This is a genomic window from Algoriphagus terrigena DSM 22685, from assembly GCF_000429445.1.
Classification (GTDB): domain Bacteria; phylum Bacteroidota; class Bacteroidia; order Cytophagales; family Cyclobacteriaceae; genus Algoriphagus; species Algoriphagus terrigena.
Genome location: NZ_AUBW01000011.1, coordinates 34,279 through 50,766 on the forward strand (window position 1 = coordinate 34,279; position 16,488 = coordinate 50,766).

15 protein-coding genes are annotated in these 16,488 nt (G+C 48.8%); 9 read left to right on the forward strand and 6 right to left on the reverse strand.

Features of this window, described 5'->3' with window-relative positions:
* The first annotated feature begins 113 nt into the window (after nt 1-113).
* Complete coding sequence (locus tag G459_RS0111370; protein WP_026967765.1) at nt 114-443, forward strand: DUF6686 family protein; 330 nt, start codon at nt 114-116, stop codon at nt 441-443.
* 112 nt (nt 444-555) lie between these two features.
* Here the strand turns inward: G459_RS0111370 and G459_RS30400 are convergent, their stop codons facing one another.
* Together G459_RS30400 and G459_RS27295 are read right to left on the reverse strand one after the other, a co-directional pair.
* Nucleotides 556-693 carry a hypothetical protein gene (locus tag G459_RS30400; protein ID WP_245588168.1) on the reverse strand — a complete coding sequence of 46 codons (138 nt, stop codon included), beginning with the start codon at nt 691-693 and terminating at the stop codon, nt 556-558.
* Nucleotides 690-1,433 (reverse strand): PIG-L deacetylase family protein, encoded by a 744-nt coding sequence (locus G459_RS27295; RefSeq protein WP_245588169.1) that lies wholly within the window; start codon nt 1,431-1,433, stop codon nt 690-692. The genes G459_RS30400 and G459_RS27295 overlap by 4 nt, the downstream gene beginning before the upstream one ends.
* 448 nt (nt 1,434-1,881) lie before the next feature.
* Between G459_RS27295 and G459_RS0111385 the strand changes: the two genes are divergently transcribed.
* The 3 genes from G459_RS0111385 to can are packed head-to-tail and all read left to right on the forward strand — an operon-like array spanning nt 1,882 to nt 4,449.
* Nucleotides 1,882-2,145 carry a hypothetical protein gene (locus tag G459_RS0111385; protein WP_026967766.1) on the forward strand — a complete coding sequence of 88 codons (264 nt, stop codon included), beginning with the start codon at nt 1,882-1,884 and terminating at the stop codon, nt 2,143-2,145.
* 54 nt (nt 2,146-2,199) lie between these two features.
* The gene (locus tag G459_RS0111390) at nt 2,200-3,795 is read left to right on the forward strand and encodes a SulP family inorganic anion transporter (RefSeq protein WP_035455727.1); all 1,596 of its coding nucleotides are present in this window, start codon (nt 2,200-2,202) and stop codon (nt 3,793-3,795) included.
* A 12-nt stretch (nt 3,796-3,807) separates the two neighbouring features.
* Entirely contained in the window at nt 3,808-4,449 is a 642-nt protein-coding gene (gene can, locus G459_RS0111395) for a carbonate dehydratase (protein WP_026967768.1), read from the forward strand.
* Between the two features lie 205 nt (nt 4,450-4,654).
* Here can and G459_RS0111400 read toward each other — a convergent pair whose 3' ends face one another.
* The gene (locus G459_RS0111400; RefSeq protein WP_026967769.1) at nt 4,655-5,551 is read right to left on the reverse strand and encodes an AraC family transcriptional regulator; all 897 of its coding nucleotides are present in this window, start codon (nt 5,549-5,551) and stop codon (nt 4,655-4,657) included.
* A gap of 165 nt (nt 5,552-5,716) precedes the next feature.
* Here G459_RS0111400 and G459_RS0111405 point away from each other — a divergent pair, with 165 nt between their 5' ends.
* The 5 genes from G459_RS0111405 (at nt 5,717) to G459_RS0111425 (ending at nt 13,433) form a co-directional block, all read left to right on the forward strand.
* Nucleotides 5,717-7,324, forward strand: a complete 1,608-nt coding sequence (locus G459_RS0111405; protein ID WP_026967770.1) for a fucose isomerase — start codon at nt 5,717-5,719, stop codon at nt 7,322-7,324.
* Nucleotides 7,325-7,577: 253 nt separating this feature from the next.
* Entirely contained in the window at nt 7,578-9,539 is a 1,962-nt protein-coding gene (locus G459_RS0111410; protein WP_026967771.1) for an FG-GAP repeat domain-containing protein, read from the forward strand.
* Between the two features lie 134 nt (nt 9,540-9,673).
* Nucleotides 9,674-11,017 (forward strand): DUF3748 domain-containing protein, encoded by a 1,344-nt coding sequence (locus tag G459_RS27300; protein ID WP_169725020.1) that lies wholly within the window; start codon nt 9,674-9,676, stop codon nt 11,015-11,017.
* Between the two features lie 32 nt (nt 11,018-11,049).
* On the forward strand, nt 11,050-12,726 hold the full coding sequence (locus G459_RS0111420) for a ribulokinase (RefSeq protein ID WP_026967772.1): 1,677 nt from the start codon (nt 11,050-11,052) through the stop codon (nt 12,724-12,726).
* 167 nt (nt 12,727-12,893) lie between these two features.
* Nucleotides 12,894-13,433, forward strand: coding sequence for an SRPBCC family protein (locus G459_RS0111425; RefSeq protein WP_026967773.1), 540 nt, complete (start codon nt 12,894-12,896; stop codon nt 13,431-13,433).
* Between the two features lie 167 nt (nt 13,434-13,600).
* On the opposite strand, the gene G459_RS29850 is transcribed toward G459_RS0111425, so the two are convergent.
* The 3 genes from G459_RS29850 to G459_RS0111440 all read right to left on the reverse strand — a co-directional run bounded on the left by G459_RS29850 (nt 13,601) and on the right by G459_RS0111440 (nt 16,186).
* Nucleotides 13,601-13,792, reverse strand: coding sequence for a hypothetical protein (locus G459_RS29850; RefSeq protein ID WP_026967774.1), 192 nt, complete (start codon nt 13,790-13,792; stop codon nt 13,601-13,603).
* A 119-nt stretch (nt 13,793-13,911) separates the two neighbouring features.
* Nucleotides 13,912-14,253, reverse strand: a complete 342-nt coding sequence (locus tag G459_RS0111435) for a hypothetical protein (RefSeq protein ID WP_026967775.1) — start codon at nt 14,251-14,253, stop codon at nt 13,912-13,914.
* A 532-nt stretch (nt 14,254-14,785) separates the two neighbouring features.
* The gene (locus tag G459_RS0111440; protein WP_169725021.1) at nt 14,786-16,186 is read right to left on the reverse strand and encodes a glycoside hydrolase family 2 TIM barrel-domain containing protein; all 1,401 of its coding nucleotides are present in this window, start codon (nt 16,184-16,186) and stop codon (nt 14,786-14,788) included.
* Nucleotides 16,187-16,488: the final 302 nt, after the last annotated feature.

Here is a 16,488-nt window from a genome sequence, read left to right on the forward strand (position 1 = left end):
ATTTTTGACCCACAGAAAAACATTAAGTCCTGGGAGATTTGCGGAATTTGGAAACTAAACCACCACTCGTTACATCCCAGGCACCAATTTTTCACTTTCAAATCCAGTCGTGTATGTCATCCTGCCAAGCCGAAATAATCTATCAAATTGAGGATTTTGTTTTTACCCGATGCCAGGACTGCGGACGCATGGGGCTGATGTACAAGCAGGCGATGATTGCCTTCGATGAGCTGAATTTTGACGCGTTTCGCAGGTATATGCTTCGGCTGGATTTTGAGCAGGAGAAGTATCCGTTTTTTGACGGATTGGATCGGGTGGTGATCGAGACCTATCATCCGGACGTTCAATTCACGCTGCTCGAGGAAGAGTTTTACAGGTTAAAAGCTTGCGTAATCGAGGCCAATATCAATCTCCAGCTGATAGACGCAATCCGAAAGATGTGAGGATGTGGAAAAGAGAAGGAAGAATCAAGATGTAAGACAATAGGCGGAAGAAGGAGAAGACCGGAAACGGAATTTTGTGACGGCTTACTGCGTACTGCCTGCTGAAGACTGATCACTGTTTCAGCATCGGAAACAGCCGCTTCAGCTCTTCCTTATCTGGCTGGGTACCATATTCACATAGTTCAAATGCCTCAGCAAACTGTACTGTGGCCGCTTTCTCTCCGCCGTACCATTCTTCCAATGCCTTCATGACTGTTGGATTCGGGGCTGAAGTTCGCTTGGATTTGAGCCAGGCTTTACGGGCCTCTGTTCCTTCCGGGACCGATCGGGGTCATTGGCAATCCAGGGAAGCCATTCGTAAAACTGGGAAACATGCGCGTCAAAAGCATCGATCTTTTTGTCAATCACCGCCGTGATGTCGATTGCAATGTCCGGCTCGAACGGGTTGGGCTTTTGGAAATGGTCCTGATAGTAGAGGAAGACCGGATTTTTGCGGAGGGGAGGAGTATCCGCCGCAATGTTGGGCACGCCGACCATGAAAGCTGCATCCTGTACCAATATCCCCGTGTAGCGATGGTCGGGATGGTAGTCGTTGGAGCGGTGGGAGATGACCACGTCAGCATCCCATTCGCGGATTTTCCGGATGACGTCAAGGCGGATCTCCAAAGTAGGCAGCAATTCCCCGTCGTGATTGTCCAATACGTCGTAGCTGATGCCCAGGCGCTTGGCTACTTCCTGAGTTTCGTCATAGCGCCGCTTCGCCAGCATGCCACCGCCCATCTCCATGTGGCCAGCGTCGCCATTGGTGACTGAGAGAAATTTGACTTCATGCCCCATCGCAACAAACAATGCGGCAGTTCCACCGGCTTTGATGTCGCAGTCATCGGGATGTGCGCCGATCATCATGATTTTCAGCGGTTTTTCTTGGGAGAAAACAAAGGCGTTACTGCCGGAGAAGAGGAGGGTTATTAAGATGAGAGCGGCTTTCATGGGCGTTGATTTGAAAAGAAAAAGCTATGAAATGGAACCGTGAAAACCTATCGATCTTATCGGCGTGAAAAAATCAAAACCCAAATGCCGCTGGATTTTCCGTTTTACGAAACCGAAGGAGCCGGTTTCAAAAGACATTTGCCAAGGGTCTGTTTGCTTCACATTCCTTTTTCTGGATAGAAAAAACGGGTCAAATATTTCCTTTCGCATTTGAGTGTTTTGTAATAAGATACTGATGATATTGATCTTATTTTAAGACGAATATTTTGTGTTCCGCTTTTCAAAAAATATAACCGCACTTGTAGAAAAGAGCCTGATCTCAAAATTTTGAAACCATTTTTGTCGAATCTGGTTATAACGAGTTATAAAAAAGCCCTAACTTCCCAAAAATCCACTTCTCAGAAGAGTAACGCACGTGAAAAAACTACTGATTTTGTTAAGTTTTTCCATGGCAATCCATTTGGTTGCCTGCACGAGCTATAGCGTGATTGTGTTGAACGCAGAGGAACTGGTGGAGAATATCGGCATGCAGCAGTTGCTGGAAGAAGAAGTACTCAAGAAAAGTGATTTTATCCGCTCTTCTTTTACGCTGCAAAACCCTTTTCAAGAAGAATTTTTGACTTTTTACTTCAATGAGAACTCAGGCGGATTTTCCAGCTATGTGCAGGAAATCCACGTACCACCCCCCAACTTTTTCCCGGTTATTTCTTGATTACCGGTCTCAGAATCCAATTCTGGGTTAACATTCTCATTTAAAATTCAAAGTATGACTTCCTTATTTAAGCATGTCGGCAAAGATTTGTCGGCGAGCATTGTGGTGTTTTTTGTGGCACTGCCACTTTGCCTCGGCATAGCCTTGGCCAGTGGAGCTCCGCTGTTTTCAGGACTGATCGCTGGGATCATCGGCGGAGTGGTCGTGGGATCTCTGAGTGGATCTGCACTGGGAGTGAGCGGACCGGCAGCGGGACTTGCCGTCATCGTGCTGACTGCGATCGGCACGCTGGGTAGTTTTGAAAACTTCCTGCTGGCCGTGATTCTCGCGGGAGCTATCCAGATCGTATTGGGTGTATTGAAAGCTGGAGTCATTGGCTACTATTTCCCCAGTGCGGTGATCAAAGGAATGCTCGCCGCTATCGGTATTATCATTGTGCTGAAGCAGATTCCCCATGCTTTCGGCCACGACGCGGACTATGAGGGAGACGAGAACTTCGTTCAATCAGACGGAGATACCACGTTCACCGCGTTGTCCACCATGCTTGACTCGCTTACGCCTGGAGCGATTGTGCTGTCGATTTCGGCATTGCTTATCCTGATCTTGTGGGACAAAGTACTTGCCAAAAAGCACCAGATTTTCAAACTAATTCCCGGCCCATTGGCTGCTGTAATTATGGGTCTGGTCTTCACTTCTGTAGTTCCAGAGGGGTCTTACCTTTACATTGAAGCCACGCACCTGGTCAATGTGCCGATTCCGGAGAACCTAAACAGTTTTCTCGGCCAGTTTACCCTACCGAATTTCGGAGCTATTACCAATCTGGATGTCTGGACCGTTGCTTTTACCCTGGCGGTGGTTGCGAGTTTGGAGACGCTTCTCTCCGTGGAGGCAGCTGACAAGATCGATCCGGATAAGCGCGTGACGCCGACCAACCGTGAACTCTTGGCTCAGGGAACGGGTAATATCCTGTCAGGACTGATCGGCGGTATCCCTGTAACCCAGGTAATTGTCCGTTCGTCCGCGAATGTGATGTCTGGGGGGAAAACCAAACTGTCCACCATCCTCCATGGATTGTTCCTGTTGCTGGCGGTGATCTTGATTCCGGCGTTGCTAAACAAGATCCCTCTGGCTGTGCTGGCTGCCGTACTGCTGATGGTTGGATTTAAGCTCGCCAACCCGGCAATGTTCAAGTCCATGTATCGATTGGGTTGGGCGCAATTCCTGCCGTTCATCGTCACGGTACTCGGGGTTGTTTTCACTGATATTCTCGTGGGTATCTCGATGGGGATGGTCGTTGCGGTAGTTATCATCCTGATAGAAAACTACAAAAACTCACATTTCCTGAATGTGGTGAAGGACTCCAGCAAAGACAATCACGTCTATATGACCTTGGCCGAGGAGTTGTCCTTCCTGAACAAAGGAGCCATCTTGCGCGAGCTGAGCAATCTTCCCGACGGGACTTTTCTGGAGATAGATGTCCGCAAGACTATTCACATGAACTACGACGTGATTGAGATTTTGGAAGATTTCACTTCCAAAGCCAAAGAGCGCAACATCAACATCAAATTAATTTCAACCAGAGGAACCGTCGAAAATCCAGAAAGCTACAGTGAGTTTTTCGGTGTCAACGCTTCAGCTTCTTCACATTAAACAACTACCAAAATGAATGACTCTTTCTATAAAAGCCTGTTAGACAACAATAAAAAATGGGTTGAGACCAAGCTGGCCATCGATCCTGAATATTTTCAACGACTGGCCAACGGACAGCAGCCACCCTTGCTATGGATCGGCTGTGCAGATAGCCGTGTGCCTGCAAACGAGATCATCGGCGCTCAGCCGGGCGAGGTGTTTGTCCACCGAAATATTGCCAACATGGTCATCCACTCCGACATGAATATGCTCAGTGTGCTGGACTACGCGGTAAACGTGCTGAAGGTAAAGCACATCATCGTCTGCGGCCATTATGGCTGTGGTGGGGTAAAAGCGGCTATGGGTTCCGACGCCATCGGTCTGATCGACAACTGGATCAGACACATCAAGGATGTGTACCGTTTTCACCATGCTGAACTCGACTCAATCAAAGATGAGACCGAGCGGTTCGATCGTTTTGTGGAGCTGAATGTGACCGAGCAGGTGCAGGACTTGGCCAAAACATCCATCGTGCAGGGAGCCTGGAGAAACAACGCCGAGCTTACGATCCATGGCTGGGTCTATGGAGTGGGTTCCGGAGTGATCAAGGATCTCGGTGTGAATATCGAGTCCAACGACACCCTGGATGCGGTGTACCAGTTGAAGATCAAGTAAGTATCAAGGTGTAAGACGTCCGTATCAAGACGTTGAAAGTTGGAACATCTGCAATTGAAAAAACTCCGGGACATTGCTTCCGGAGTTTTTTGTTGTTGGGGGCCTAGTTATCCTGCTTCTCCAGAAGCTGGACTTAGATTTCTTTGCCGCTTTCCGCCTCTGTGAGACCCAGCGCGATAGCTCGCCAAGGTGCACGAGAGAAAACTTAGGCCACTTTTCGCGAGATTTTTATACCCGAGGCGACGGTTTTCTTGTAAACGTAGGGAGTCATTCCGGTGACTTTTTTGAAATGGCGATAGAAATTGCTGATGTTTTGAAAGCCGCATTCCGAGCTGATGATCTCCAATGGTACCGTATTTTCCAGCAGCGCTTTGCAGACGTTGGAGACCCGCACTTCCACCAGAAACTCAAAGAAGGATTTGTTGGTCATCTTCTTGAAATACCGGCAAAAACTGGTAACACTCAGGTTGGCAATCGAAGCCATTTCCTCCAAACTGATGTTTTTGCGGAAGTTGCCCATGACGTAGGAATAGATTTTTTCCAATCGCTCCATCTCAGAGAGATTGTGGAGGTGACTGAAGGAATATCCCGGTGAAATGGTCTCAATTTCCTGCGATTCCGCGAGGATATTGAGGATTTGGAGCAGATGGATCAAGCGATCCAGCGGTGAAGCTTCTAGGAGCGCATACAGGAGTTGGCTGATTTTCTCTTTGGTCTGCCCAGTGATCTTTAGGCCTTTTTTGGCTTTTTCAAAAAGAATCGGGATCTGCTTTGCCTCAGGAAGTTCCAGGAAATTTCTACCCAAACAGGAGGGAGAGAAATGAAGCACGACCGCCTCGGCCTGCATCTCGTCATCGCCCCGAAAATACTCTTGGCTGCACCGCCAGGTATGGGGGAGATTTTCACCCAAGAGGATCAAGTCCCCGTCTGAGAATCCGCTGACCGTGTCCCCGATGTATTGGATGCCACGGCCATTGATGATGAAATGCAGCTCCAGCTCGGGATGGAAGTGCCATTGGGTGCCAAAGTTTGGCTTTCGATCATGGCGTATCCCGAATGACTGGGCCAATCCGATGGGGACTTTGTGATAATGTGGCTTCATCGCTGTGTGTAGATTTCTCTGGAATACTCCCAGTCCTGTGCCGAAGGACTAGTGCGGCGGGTGGATTTGTGATAAGATCCTATAGTTTTTTGCTAAAAACTGACAAAACGTCCGTGCTGGATTTATCCACCTTTACTGGATTTATCAGCAAAAATCCAAACAGACATGACTGCAAACAGAACGATCCAAGTGGTGGCCAGCGGTGACCTTCGCCTGTCCTCCAACCGCGTGGGATGGAAATACCAAGAAGCGATGGAAGCCAAGTTGGCGAACGCGCTGCATCAGCTGGGCTACGAAGTTCGTAGAGGGCATCCCATCGATCCTGTAAAACAGCACGGATTTATCGATTCGCAAAAGATGGGTTTGGAGGTTTTTCGCAACCTCGATCCCCACGCCCCGATCATTGTGGCGGAGAGCGTCTGGCAGTATTCTCACCATGTATTGCCGGGATTGACCACACAGAAAGGGCCGATTCTTACCCTTGCCAATTTTGACGGAGCGTCTTCAGGATTGGTTGGTTTGCTGAATCTAAACGGCTCGCTGACCAAAGCCGGAGTTGCCTACAGCACGCTCTGGAGCGTCAATTTTGACGATGACTTTTTCTTAGGGAAGCTGGAAGAATGGCTAAAACATGGCGTAATCACCCACGACGAATCGCATGTGGTGTCTTTGGAGTCCATTGCTGTGGACGCGGCTGTGAAAGCAGAAGCATTGGCTTATGCTGAAGATTTTCAGCGCCGAAAAGCCATCATGGGAGTCTTTGACGAAGGATGTATGGGCATGTTCAATGCCATCGTGCCGGATAAACTACTCAACCGGCTTGGCCTCTTCAAAGAGCGCCTGAGCCAGTCCTCGCTGTATGCTGAAATGCTAAACGTAACGGATTCCGAAGCGGAGGAAATCCTGAGCTGGCTGCTGGAGAAGGGTATGAAATTCAATTGGGGCACGAATCCAGAGATTGAATTGACCCGAGCGCAAACTCTCGAGCAATGCAAGATGTACATCGCGGCGCTTCGGATAGCAGATGAATTTGGCTGCGAAACGATCGGTATCCAATATCAGCAGGGCCTGAAAGATCTGGTTGCCGCCAGTGATCTGGTCGAGGGACTGCTCAACAATGTGAATAGACCGCCGGCATTAAGCCAGGATGGCAAAGAACTGTTTCCAGGCAAATCCCTTCCTCACTTTAACGAGGTGGACGAGTGCGCGGGAATCGATACGCTAATCACCACTCAGCTGTGGGAGAAGCTGGGACTTTCTCCTGAGAATACCCTTCATGACATCCGCTGGGGAGAAGATTTTACGCTGAACGGAAAGTCCGAATTTGTCTGGGTGTTTTTGATCTCGGGAGCGGCGCCACCCGAGCACTTCATCGGAGGCTATGCCGGTGCAGAGAGCGACCGTCAGCCGCCGATGTATTTCCAAAAAGGAGGAGGAAGCCTGAAAGGTGTTTCCAAACCGGGACCGATCGTCTGGAGCCGTGTCTACATCGAAAACGACCAGCTGTGTGCTGACATGGGCGTGGGTGAAGCGGTCTTTTTGCCGGAGGCAGAAACCAAAAGACGCTGGGAAGCCACTACCCCGGCCTGGCCGATCATGCACGCGGTGCTGCCGGGAATCTCCAGAGACCAGATGATGGGACGACATAAGGCCAATCACATCCAGGTTGCTTACGCCAATGATCAGGCATCGGCGGTCCACGCGGCTCAACTCAAGGCAGAAGTCTTCGCTGCATTGGGGATCCATGTTTTTTGGTGTGGCGAGCAGCCGTAATATGTTGGGAAGTATCTTGTCCGCTGACAAGTCCTAATCTCTAGACGACTCCCATTCCGTGGGATAATATTCTCAATGATCAGCCGGGAAAAGAAATTGTTTCCGGCTGATTTGTTTTTGTTCGGCTGGTAGTCTCTTTTATTGTCGGAGACAGTTATTATGAAAGCAGATGATACTGACATTACTTCGGACTCCAACTCTTTTTATTGGCCGCATTCCTTATTTTGCTCGAAAAACCCAAAGTCAAACCAGCATGAAAAACCCAAAAGTCTCTTGTTCTTTCTTTGGATTCTTGCTCTTGGCTTTCAATGTTGGAATCGGTGAGATTTTTTCTCAGGAGATCGGCGAGTTCAAGATCGTCAAATACAATAACCCCGGTGCGACTTCATTTGTAGGGGTGGGTCTTTGGGCTTGGCCCCTGCCGATGGATTACGACGGAGACGGCGATATGGATTTGTTGGTTTCTTGCCCGGATAAGCCGTTTAATGGACTATATTTCTTTGAAAACACGTCGGGAGAAAGCTTTCCTGTCTTCGAGCCGCCGGTTCGGCTAGGCCCGGCGATCCCGCAGGTGCAGGTGTCGCATACAGACGGCAAAGCTAGAGTTTTGGTGCCGGGGTCAGAATTAAAAGACTTTCAGAAAAGCATGGATCAAAGACCGGAAACACTTTTTCCGAAGGAAGAAATCCTGAAAGACTTTGCGAAAAATCCCCGATTCAATCAGTGGAAGATGGTCGACTACGACGGGGACGGCGATCAGGATATCTTGGTTGGGGTCGACGACTGGAGCGATTACGGTTGGGACAATGCGTTCAATGCCGAAGGCAAATGGACGAACGGTCCGCTTCACGGCTATGTCTACTATGTGGAAAATGAAAACAGTGCGTACCAAAATCGGGGTAGAATCCAGGTGAATGGCAGCGATCTGGACGTCTATGGAGCGCCTTCGCCTAATATGGCGGACTTTGACGGTGATGGGGATTTGGACCTGATTACCGGCGAGTTTCTGGACAAGATGACCTACTTCCAGAATACCGGAACCCGTACGAAACCTGAGTTTTCCGCCGGAAAACTCCTCAGCAATCCGCAGGGAATCATCAAGATGGATCTGGAGATGATCCTGCCTGTCGCGGTCGATTGGGATCAGGATGGTTTGGTTGACTTGGTTGTAGGAGATGAAGATGGACGGGTTGCTTTGATAAGAAACACCGGAGAGATCAAAGACGGGATCCCGGTTTTTGACTCGCCGAAATACTTCCGTCAGAAAGCTGAAAACCTCAAATTTGGTGCTTTGGTGACACCTGTTTCATACGACTGGGATCAGGATGGTGACCTGGATATGGTGGCGGGAAATTCCGCCGGGTATATCGCCTGGATCGAAAATCTAAAGGATGGCCCGGCTCCGACTTGGGCCGAACCCGTACTTTTGGAAGTGGATGGAAAGCCCTTTCGGGTGCAGGCTGGTGACAGCGGCTCGATCCAAGGGCCGGCCGAAGCCAAGTGGGGTTACACAACATTATCAGTCGCAGACTGGGATGGAGACGGCAGTGGCGACCTGCTCATCAATTCGATCTGGGGGAAAGTAGAATGGCTCAAAAATGCCGGGAATGGAACACTCCTGGCCCCAATGTCGGTGGAAGTAGCCTGGGGAAATCTACCAGTCCCATCTCCAGCCTGGAACTGGTGGAAGCCTTCAGCGACAGAACTCTCCACCCAATGGAGAACTACTCCCTACGCCATCGACTGGAACAAAGACGGCTTGATGGATCTGGTGATGCTGGATCACGAGGGCTATTTGGCTTTTTTTGAGAGAAGAATGATTGACGGGAAATTGATGCTCACACCAGGTCAGCGGATTTTCTACGGAGAAAATGGGTCGGTTTTTGGAAACAAAAATGAAGTCGTCGATCAAGCTCCGGGGATCTTGAGACTGAACAACCGGGAAGCAGGCGGAAGCGGCAGACGCAAGCTTAGCTTTCTCGACTGGGATGGCGACGGTGACATGGATCTGCTGGTCAACAGCATCAACGTTTCCCTTTTTGAGCAGGTGAAATCCGAGGATGGTAGAGTCTATTTCAAAAACCACGGCCAACTCGCTCCGAATATTCTGGCGGGACATACGACCAGCCCGACCTTTGTCGACTGGAACAAAAACGGAACATGGGACGTCCTCGTAGGCGCCGAAGATGGACATTTCTATTACTTGGCCAGATAGAACAAATGAATCTTAATCAATCAACTAGAGCTCTCAGGTCTTTGCTCTCCAAATATTTCCCGGAGCGCCGAATGATTCTGGCACTTGGCGCCCTTATCCTAAACGCTTGCTCTCAACCAACAAACCAAACTACTGTGAATCTTACTCCCAACCCCAACGCCGAAGAAAGACAACTGACTCAAGGACTTCAGGGACATTTTGTGAACCATCGCCAGGCAATTTCCCCCGATGACCAGTGGGTGGCATTTGACGGCAGGGGAGAAGACCCTAAGATGGGTGAAAACGACCTTATCGGAATGGTCAATCTTCATTCGGGCGAAGTCAAGGAGCTATATCGGGTTCCTGGACAGCAAGTCTATGGCCCAGGTTCCGGAGCGGTAAGTTTCAATCCTCAGGGCGGTGAAGTGGCGTTTATTCGCGGTCTGCTTTCTGCAAGCCCGGAGTATCCGTACGATTTGACGAGAAGATCTGCGATAGGCTTGGACTTGCGAAATATGGACAATCCAGTGCCGCGAAACCTCGATGCAAGGGATATCACGGCACCTTACACCCCCGGCGCGCTGCGGGGCGGGAGCCATGCTTACGGCTACACCGCCGACGGCAAGTGGATCAGTTTCACCTACAATGACGCCGTACTACTGGAGACTGCCAAGACAGATTCGACGGTGAAAGATATCCGTACGGTTGCCTTCTTGATCAAAGGAAAAGCCGTGGAGGTTCAGACCGAGCTTGCGGGACAGGAGTTTTCCGGGACTGGTTTTTCAGTCATTGCGGCGGAGGTAGTTCCTTTTCCCACACCGGGCTCGGATGAGATTCAAAAGGCAGCCGAGGAAACTTGGGTGGGCATGGATGGCTTTACCCGAGCCAACGGCGAAAGGGTTTATCGGGCAATGGCATATCTCGGCGATGTCGTGACAGCGGATGGAAAAGTAGTGACGGAGGTTTTTGTGACCGAGATTCCGGAGGATTGGGAGCAGAGTCTGGTGGATACAGACTTGAATGGCTCGGCGACCAAGATGCCCGAAATGCCAAAGGCTTTCATTCAAAGAAGGGTGACCTTCCTGGCAGATAAGAAATATCCGGGAGTAGAAGGACCGAGACATTGGTTGAGAACTTCCAAAAGCGGAAATCGGATTTTCTTCTACGCAAAGTCTGATGATGGAATCGTACAGCTGCACTCAGTGTCACCCAATGGCGGTGAACCCGTGCAAATTACGCACAATGATTTTTCACCCGAAACAGGCTTCAGTCTGAGTCCGGATGAGAATTGGGTCGTTTTTGGTCACCAAAACCGGATATATCTGACGGAGGTCACCAGCGGCAAGACCACGCTCGTGGGACCTGCCCCGCAAGCCAATCACGGCCAGCTGTGGAACTTCAACTGGTCCTATTCCGGACAAACGCTGGTATATAACAAGAGAGTGGACGAAGCCGGCGGATCATTTTTTCAGATTTTCACCCTGAATCCTTTTCAATAAAAACACTCAGATCAATCGCTTTGCAGCAAATTATGGAACGTAACTATGTCATCGGAGTGGACTTTGGATCTGATTCCGTAAGGTCAATCGTAGTGGATACAGCGGACGGGAGAGTCCTTGCGACCTCGGTTTTTGCATATCCCCGTTGGAAAAAAGGGGCATACTGCAACCCAGCCAAAAGCCAATACCGCCAGCATCCTCTGGACCATTTGGAAGGACTGGAAAAGACCATCGTTGCCGTTGTGCAGCAATCGGGAATTGAGCCAAAGCTGATCAAAGGAATCGGAATCGATGCGACCGGTTCCTCGCCCATGCCTTTGCAAAGGAACGGCGAACCTCTGGCTTTCGCGCCTGAATTCGCCGAAGATCCCGATGCGATGATGGTGCTCTGGAAAGACCACTCTGCCATCACTGAGGCCGAAGAGATCACCCGACTCGCCAAGAGCTGGGGTGGGGTAGACTATACCCGATACTCAGGTGGGATGTACAGTTCGGAGTGGTTTTGGGCCAAAATCCTCTTTATCTATCGAAATAATCCTGCAATTGCACAGGCTCAACCCAATTGGGTCGAGCATTGCGACTACATCGCCGGAGAGTTGACTGGATTGCTGACGCCGGAAAGCATCAAACGCAGCCGTTGCGGCGCGGGGCATAAAGGACTCTGGCACGCGTCCTGGGGAGGATTTCCTTCCGTAGATTTTTTGAAAAAACTTCATCCGGAACTGGCGACCTTGGTCCAGATGATGGGAGATGAAACCTTGACATCTGATCAGTCTGCAGGAAATCTTTCAGCAAAATGGGCGGAGAAACTAGGCCTATCTGCCGATACCGTGGTAGCTGTCGGTACGATCGACGCCCATGCGGGAGCTGTCGGCGCGGGCGTGAAACCCGGCACCTTGGTCAAGGTCATGGGCACTTCCACCTGTGACATGCTTGTGGCAAAGTACGACGAGGTGGATCCTGAGCCGGTACCCGGAATCAGCGGGCAGGTGGATGGGTCGATTCTTCCCGAATTGATCGGCTTTGAGGCTGGCCAAGCGGGTTTTGGGGACTTTCTCGCCTGGTACAAAAGGCTGATTTCCGATCCGGTTTTTGAGCTTATCCAACAGAGTAAATTGCTGGAGCCGCAGCTGAAAGATCAGTTGACTGCCGAGATTTCGGATAAGTTGATGGGCTACCTGAATGCTGAGGCGATGACGATTCCTCTGGATTCTTCGGTGATTGCGGTCGACTGGATCAATGGCCGTAGATCGCCTGGACTGAATGAATCCTTGAAAAGTGCGCTGGCAGGTTTGGATATGGGTGTCGGAAACGGGCATGTGTTTAAGGCGTTGGTGGAAGCGCTTTGCTTTGGCTCCAAACGGATCATTGAGTGGTTTAGGCAAAACGGTGTCCGAATCGACGAAGTGGTCGGGATCGGTGGCATTGCCAAGAAATCCCCGTTTCTGGTTCAGACGCTTGCAGATATTCTTGATATGCCGATTGGGGTATCAGCCTCCGAACAGACCCCGGCCTTGGGAGCAGCGATCTATGCTGCTGTCGCTTCAGGGATTTATCCCCGATTGCAGGACGCTTCCGATGCCATTGCCAGTCCCAAGCAGGAGGAGTATCATCCGATCGCTGCAAATGTTGAATACTTTCAAAGGAAGTATCAGGAGTATTTGGCTCTGGGCGGATTTTTGGAGTTTGGCGCTGATTCGGCGAGCTAAGAGGGGTTTAGCATTCGATCAAAATAGATGTTTAAAGCTCACGGAGTAGACCACAGGTTTTTTTGAATACAGTCTTTAAAGGGCCGTAGCATAGAGATCGATTTGTTGTTGATTGATTTTCAGGTAGATAATTTCTATTTTTCATATCAATCTCAAAAAATCTAGCCATGAAAATTCTTAAAATCCTGGGCATCATTGTCCTCGTTTTGATTGTCGTTCCGCTGATTGTTGCGCTTTTTGTGCCCAAGGAGTATGGCGTTACCAGGACAGTGGTGATCCATCGCCCACTCGATGAGGTGTATGACTTTGCTAAATACCTCAAGAATCAAAACCAATACGGTAAGTGGAACCTGATTGATCCTGCGATGGAGCATTATTATGAAGGAGAGGACGGCACGATCGGCTTCGTGTCCGGTTGGAAAAGTGAGAATCCTCAAGTTGGGCATGGTGAACAGGAGATCACGGGGATTGAGGAAAGGCAGCGGATAGATTATGAACTTCGGTTTCTGGAGCCGTTCCAAAGTACAGACAAGGCGTTTATGACCTTTGCGGAGGTTGGCCCTGATCAAACAGAAGTGGGTTGGGGATTTGACGGGAAGATGGCCTATCCCATGAACCTCATGATTCCAATTATGGGCATGGAGGAGATGCTTGGGGATGATTTTCAGACTGGGCTGGAAAATCTGAAGCAGATATTGGAAAAGTGAAACGGAGGGAGGCCGGCAATTTCCTTCCCAGTTTTTCATCTAGATTCAATAAAATTGACGCAGGGGTGACTTCCTGAAAAAGCAAAACCTGCCGGAACCCATCCCGGCACGTCCACTGAAGTTCTAAACTTCAGTCCTCACCCCAAGGTTCTTTTTTAGCCCGGATCCTAATCTTCTTGTTCGGTCTTGCCGGTCTTTTTACGCTTTTCATGGATTCTGTCGAAGTCCTCCTCCTGAGGAGGTCTGGCTCCCTGATTGTTTCCCGGAGTCTTTCTGTTGGTCCCTTTGTCCACATCGTCGTCGTGTTTTTTGGCCATTCCGAGTCGCGGGATGATATATATATTTAGCGAAGTTTGCATAGTCAAGTGGTAGGTTGGTGGTATGATTGAATCGAGTTTTTGCTCAGTAACTACGAGCGAGAGGTTTGTAAATAGGGGATTATGGAGTCAATTTGGGCAAATATCATCCTTTACCTGCCTTACAGTTCCTTGAGCTCCTCCAAATCGCAGACAGGAACCCGCTTGATAAACTCGTTGTAATACTGATTGTCCTCGTCAGAGTAGGTTCCATACGCGTTCAGGATAAAGCCTTTTTCTCCGGAGTCGCTGTGCAAAAGATAGATCACCGCCATGTCCGAAGGGTCAGATTCTCCTTCGAAGCGATAAGTCTTCACGATCTTGAGCTGCTCGGGCTGTAATATTTCTTGGCCCTCATCAAACTTTGCTCCGGCTCTGCTGATGTTCAGTTCCTTGCCGTAGCCTTTCTCAGGCAACTTATTCAATACCTGCGAGTAGGTAGTCATTTCCTTGGATGTGCTCATGGTTTCTAGGTTTTAGTGAGAAACTAGTCTCTGTTGAACTGACTGTTGCAAGTCCGATTCCATTCGCTCCCTGACGGGAACTTGTTTTAATGTAGATTTCAAAAAGTGCGAAGAGACGACCTAGAAGCTTGTTTTTACAAAAACCAGAGAGTTGGAGTCTAGGGTAGCCATCTGCTAGAAGTGGTAGGTATGCCCCGATGTGTGGCGTTTTTGAAGAAAAGATTACCCGTGCGGTTAAAAGGTGTGAGATGATCCGGAGGTGTAACAGGGCCTCGAGCACCCTTGTCCGTTTTAGGAAATCGGGTTAGTCTGGAGTTGTAGCCTTAATTAATAGCAGGAAATAGGATGCCTACCTATCATCCGTCTTTAGTTTTTCATGAAGTCATTCCCACCAATTTTTGGCTTTTCCTCGCCTTGTCAGCTTGATCGGCGATCCTAATCGCCAGTCCAGATGCGAAGAAAGGGGTTTTTGCGGACTCATTCTGTCGAGTTAAGCGGTGGATCTGATCGAGTAAGGTGGGTGCAAGTTCTTTTATTTTGTGACTACATAAAACGGGATATTATGAGAAGCTACATTTTCAACCCCGTCATAAGCAAAAATAAAAATCCTATAAGGTCCTTCTTCTTCGGGGGCCTTGAACCTTACACTGTTGTCGTCTACGTTCTGAATTAGATTTTCCATACTATAGTCGCTCACAGTGTAGTCATAACCCTCCCGTTCGATAAAGTAATTTCCTTCATGTCTGATTTCCCATCTGTAAGTCAGGGAGTCCCCGTCGGGATCTTCTGTTAATGCCTTGGCAACATATTCTCTGTTGTTTTCCAGATATACATTGTCATTCACAGCACCTTGGTCCGTTTCGATAACCATGTCTGTAATATTCGGCGCTGAATTGTCTGCCCTTTGGCCTGACCATGCATACTTTAAAAAATGCAGTGATTCGGTTTTATATCCCTCTTGGGAGAATAAGCTGAACCAAGTTGGCGTTGCTTCATACTTGTAGCCCCAGTAAAACGCATAGCTTCCCACTAACATGGAAGAGTCTTCGCTGATTTTATCCCAATATTTCTTAGTCAAGGCTCTTTTTTCTGAGCTACTCAATTCCTTTGGTGCCCCCCACTCAGTACCTGTAACCTCCCAGTGGCCATCAGAGCCCCATTCGGATAGCATAAAGGCCTTGCCCCAACCTTTTTCCTCATATACTCTTTCAAAAGCCTTATCGATTTTCTGGAATGCATTAAATCCCAAGATGTCGATATTCGGCATGAGGTGTCTGTAGGATGCGATTCTATTTTGAGAGAAGACATCTACAGCAGTCATGGTCGGGTGATTTGGGTCCACTTCCTTGATCATCTTTGCGACCTTGTCGGTGATGTAAAAAACCACCGGTCGTGAACCTCCCCCGTATTCTTTTACTTCATTGCCTACTCCCCACATCAGCAAGGCAGGGTGATCTTTGTACTTTTCGATAAACGGCCTTAGCTCTTCGATCTTCTCATCAACCTCCCAAAATTTCCCATAGTTGAAATCATTTCCCCAAGCAGGCCGGCCGATTTCAACCCCTAGGGTAACGGTCAATCCCAGTTGGTGGGCCTCATCTAGGATCCTGTCAGCATCATGCAGGCTCCAAGTCCTCACAGAATTGCCCCCGTATTCAGCAACCAGATCCAAATGTTGGATTCCCGCAGCCCCTTTTATCAAGTACGGCTTTCCATGTCGGTAGAGCTTGGCCCGTCCTTTTTCATATCTTACTTCAACAGTGGGAGTCCGATTTTCTGCAACCTCATTGTTACAAGCGGAAAAAAGGATTAAAACAAGATTAAACAGGAAAAATATCCTGTGTCTATAAATAGCACATTCGGACTTAGGTAAGAGTAAGAGATCTCGAACTTGCAAAATTATTTTTGTTTTCTTCTCGGAATGTAAAAGCAAAATAACGTGATTTGTATTTCAAAAGCAAAATAATGTATTTGAAGTTGCTGATCACTTTTGGTTACAGATGAATAGAAAATTATTTTTTGGAAAAATAATTCTGATTTTTGGTGTTTTATCCTTGATCCTGTTTTTATATGGCTTTTTAGCTGAGGTTGGGGTCGGTCAAAGAATTTTGTACTGGCTTCTCACGATTTCCTTGCTTTTCAAATTGTTGAAAGTGGGATTTGAATGGTACCATTACGCCGGATTACCGGAGTTACGAAAAAAACATAGTACACCAAAACCTCCTTCTCACCCTT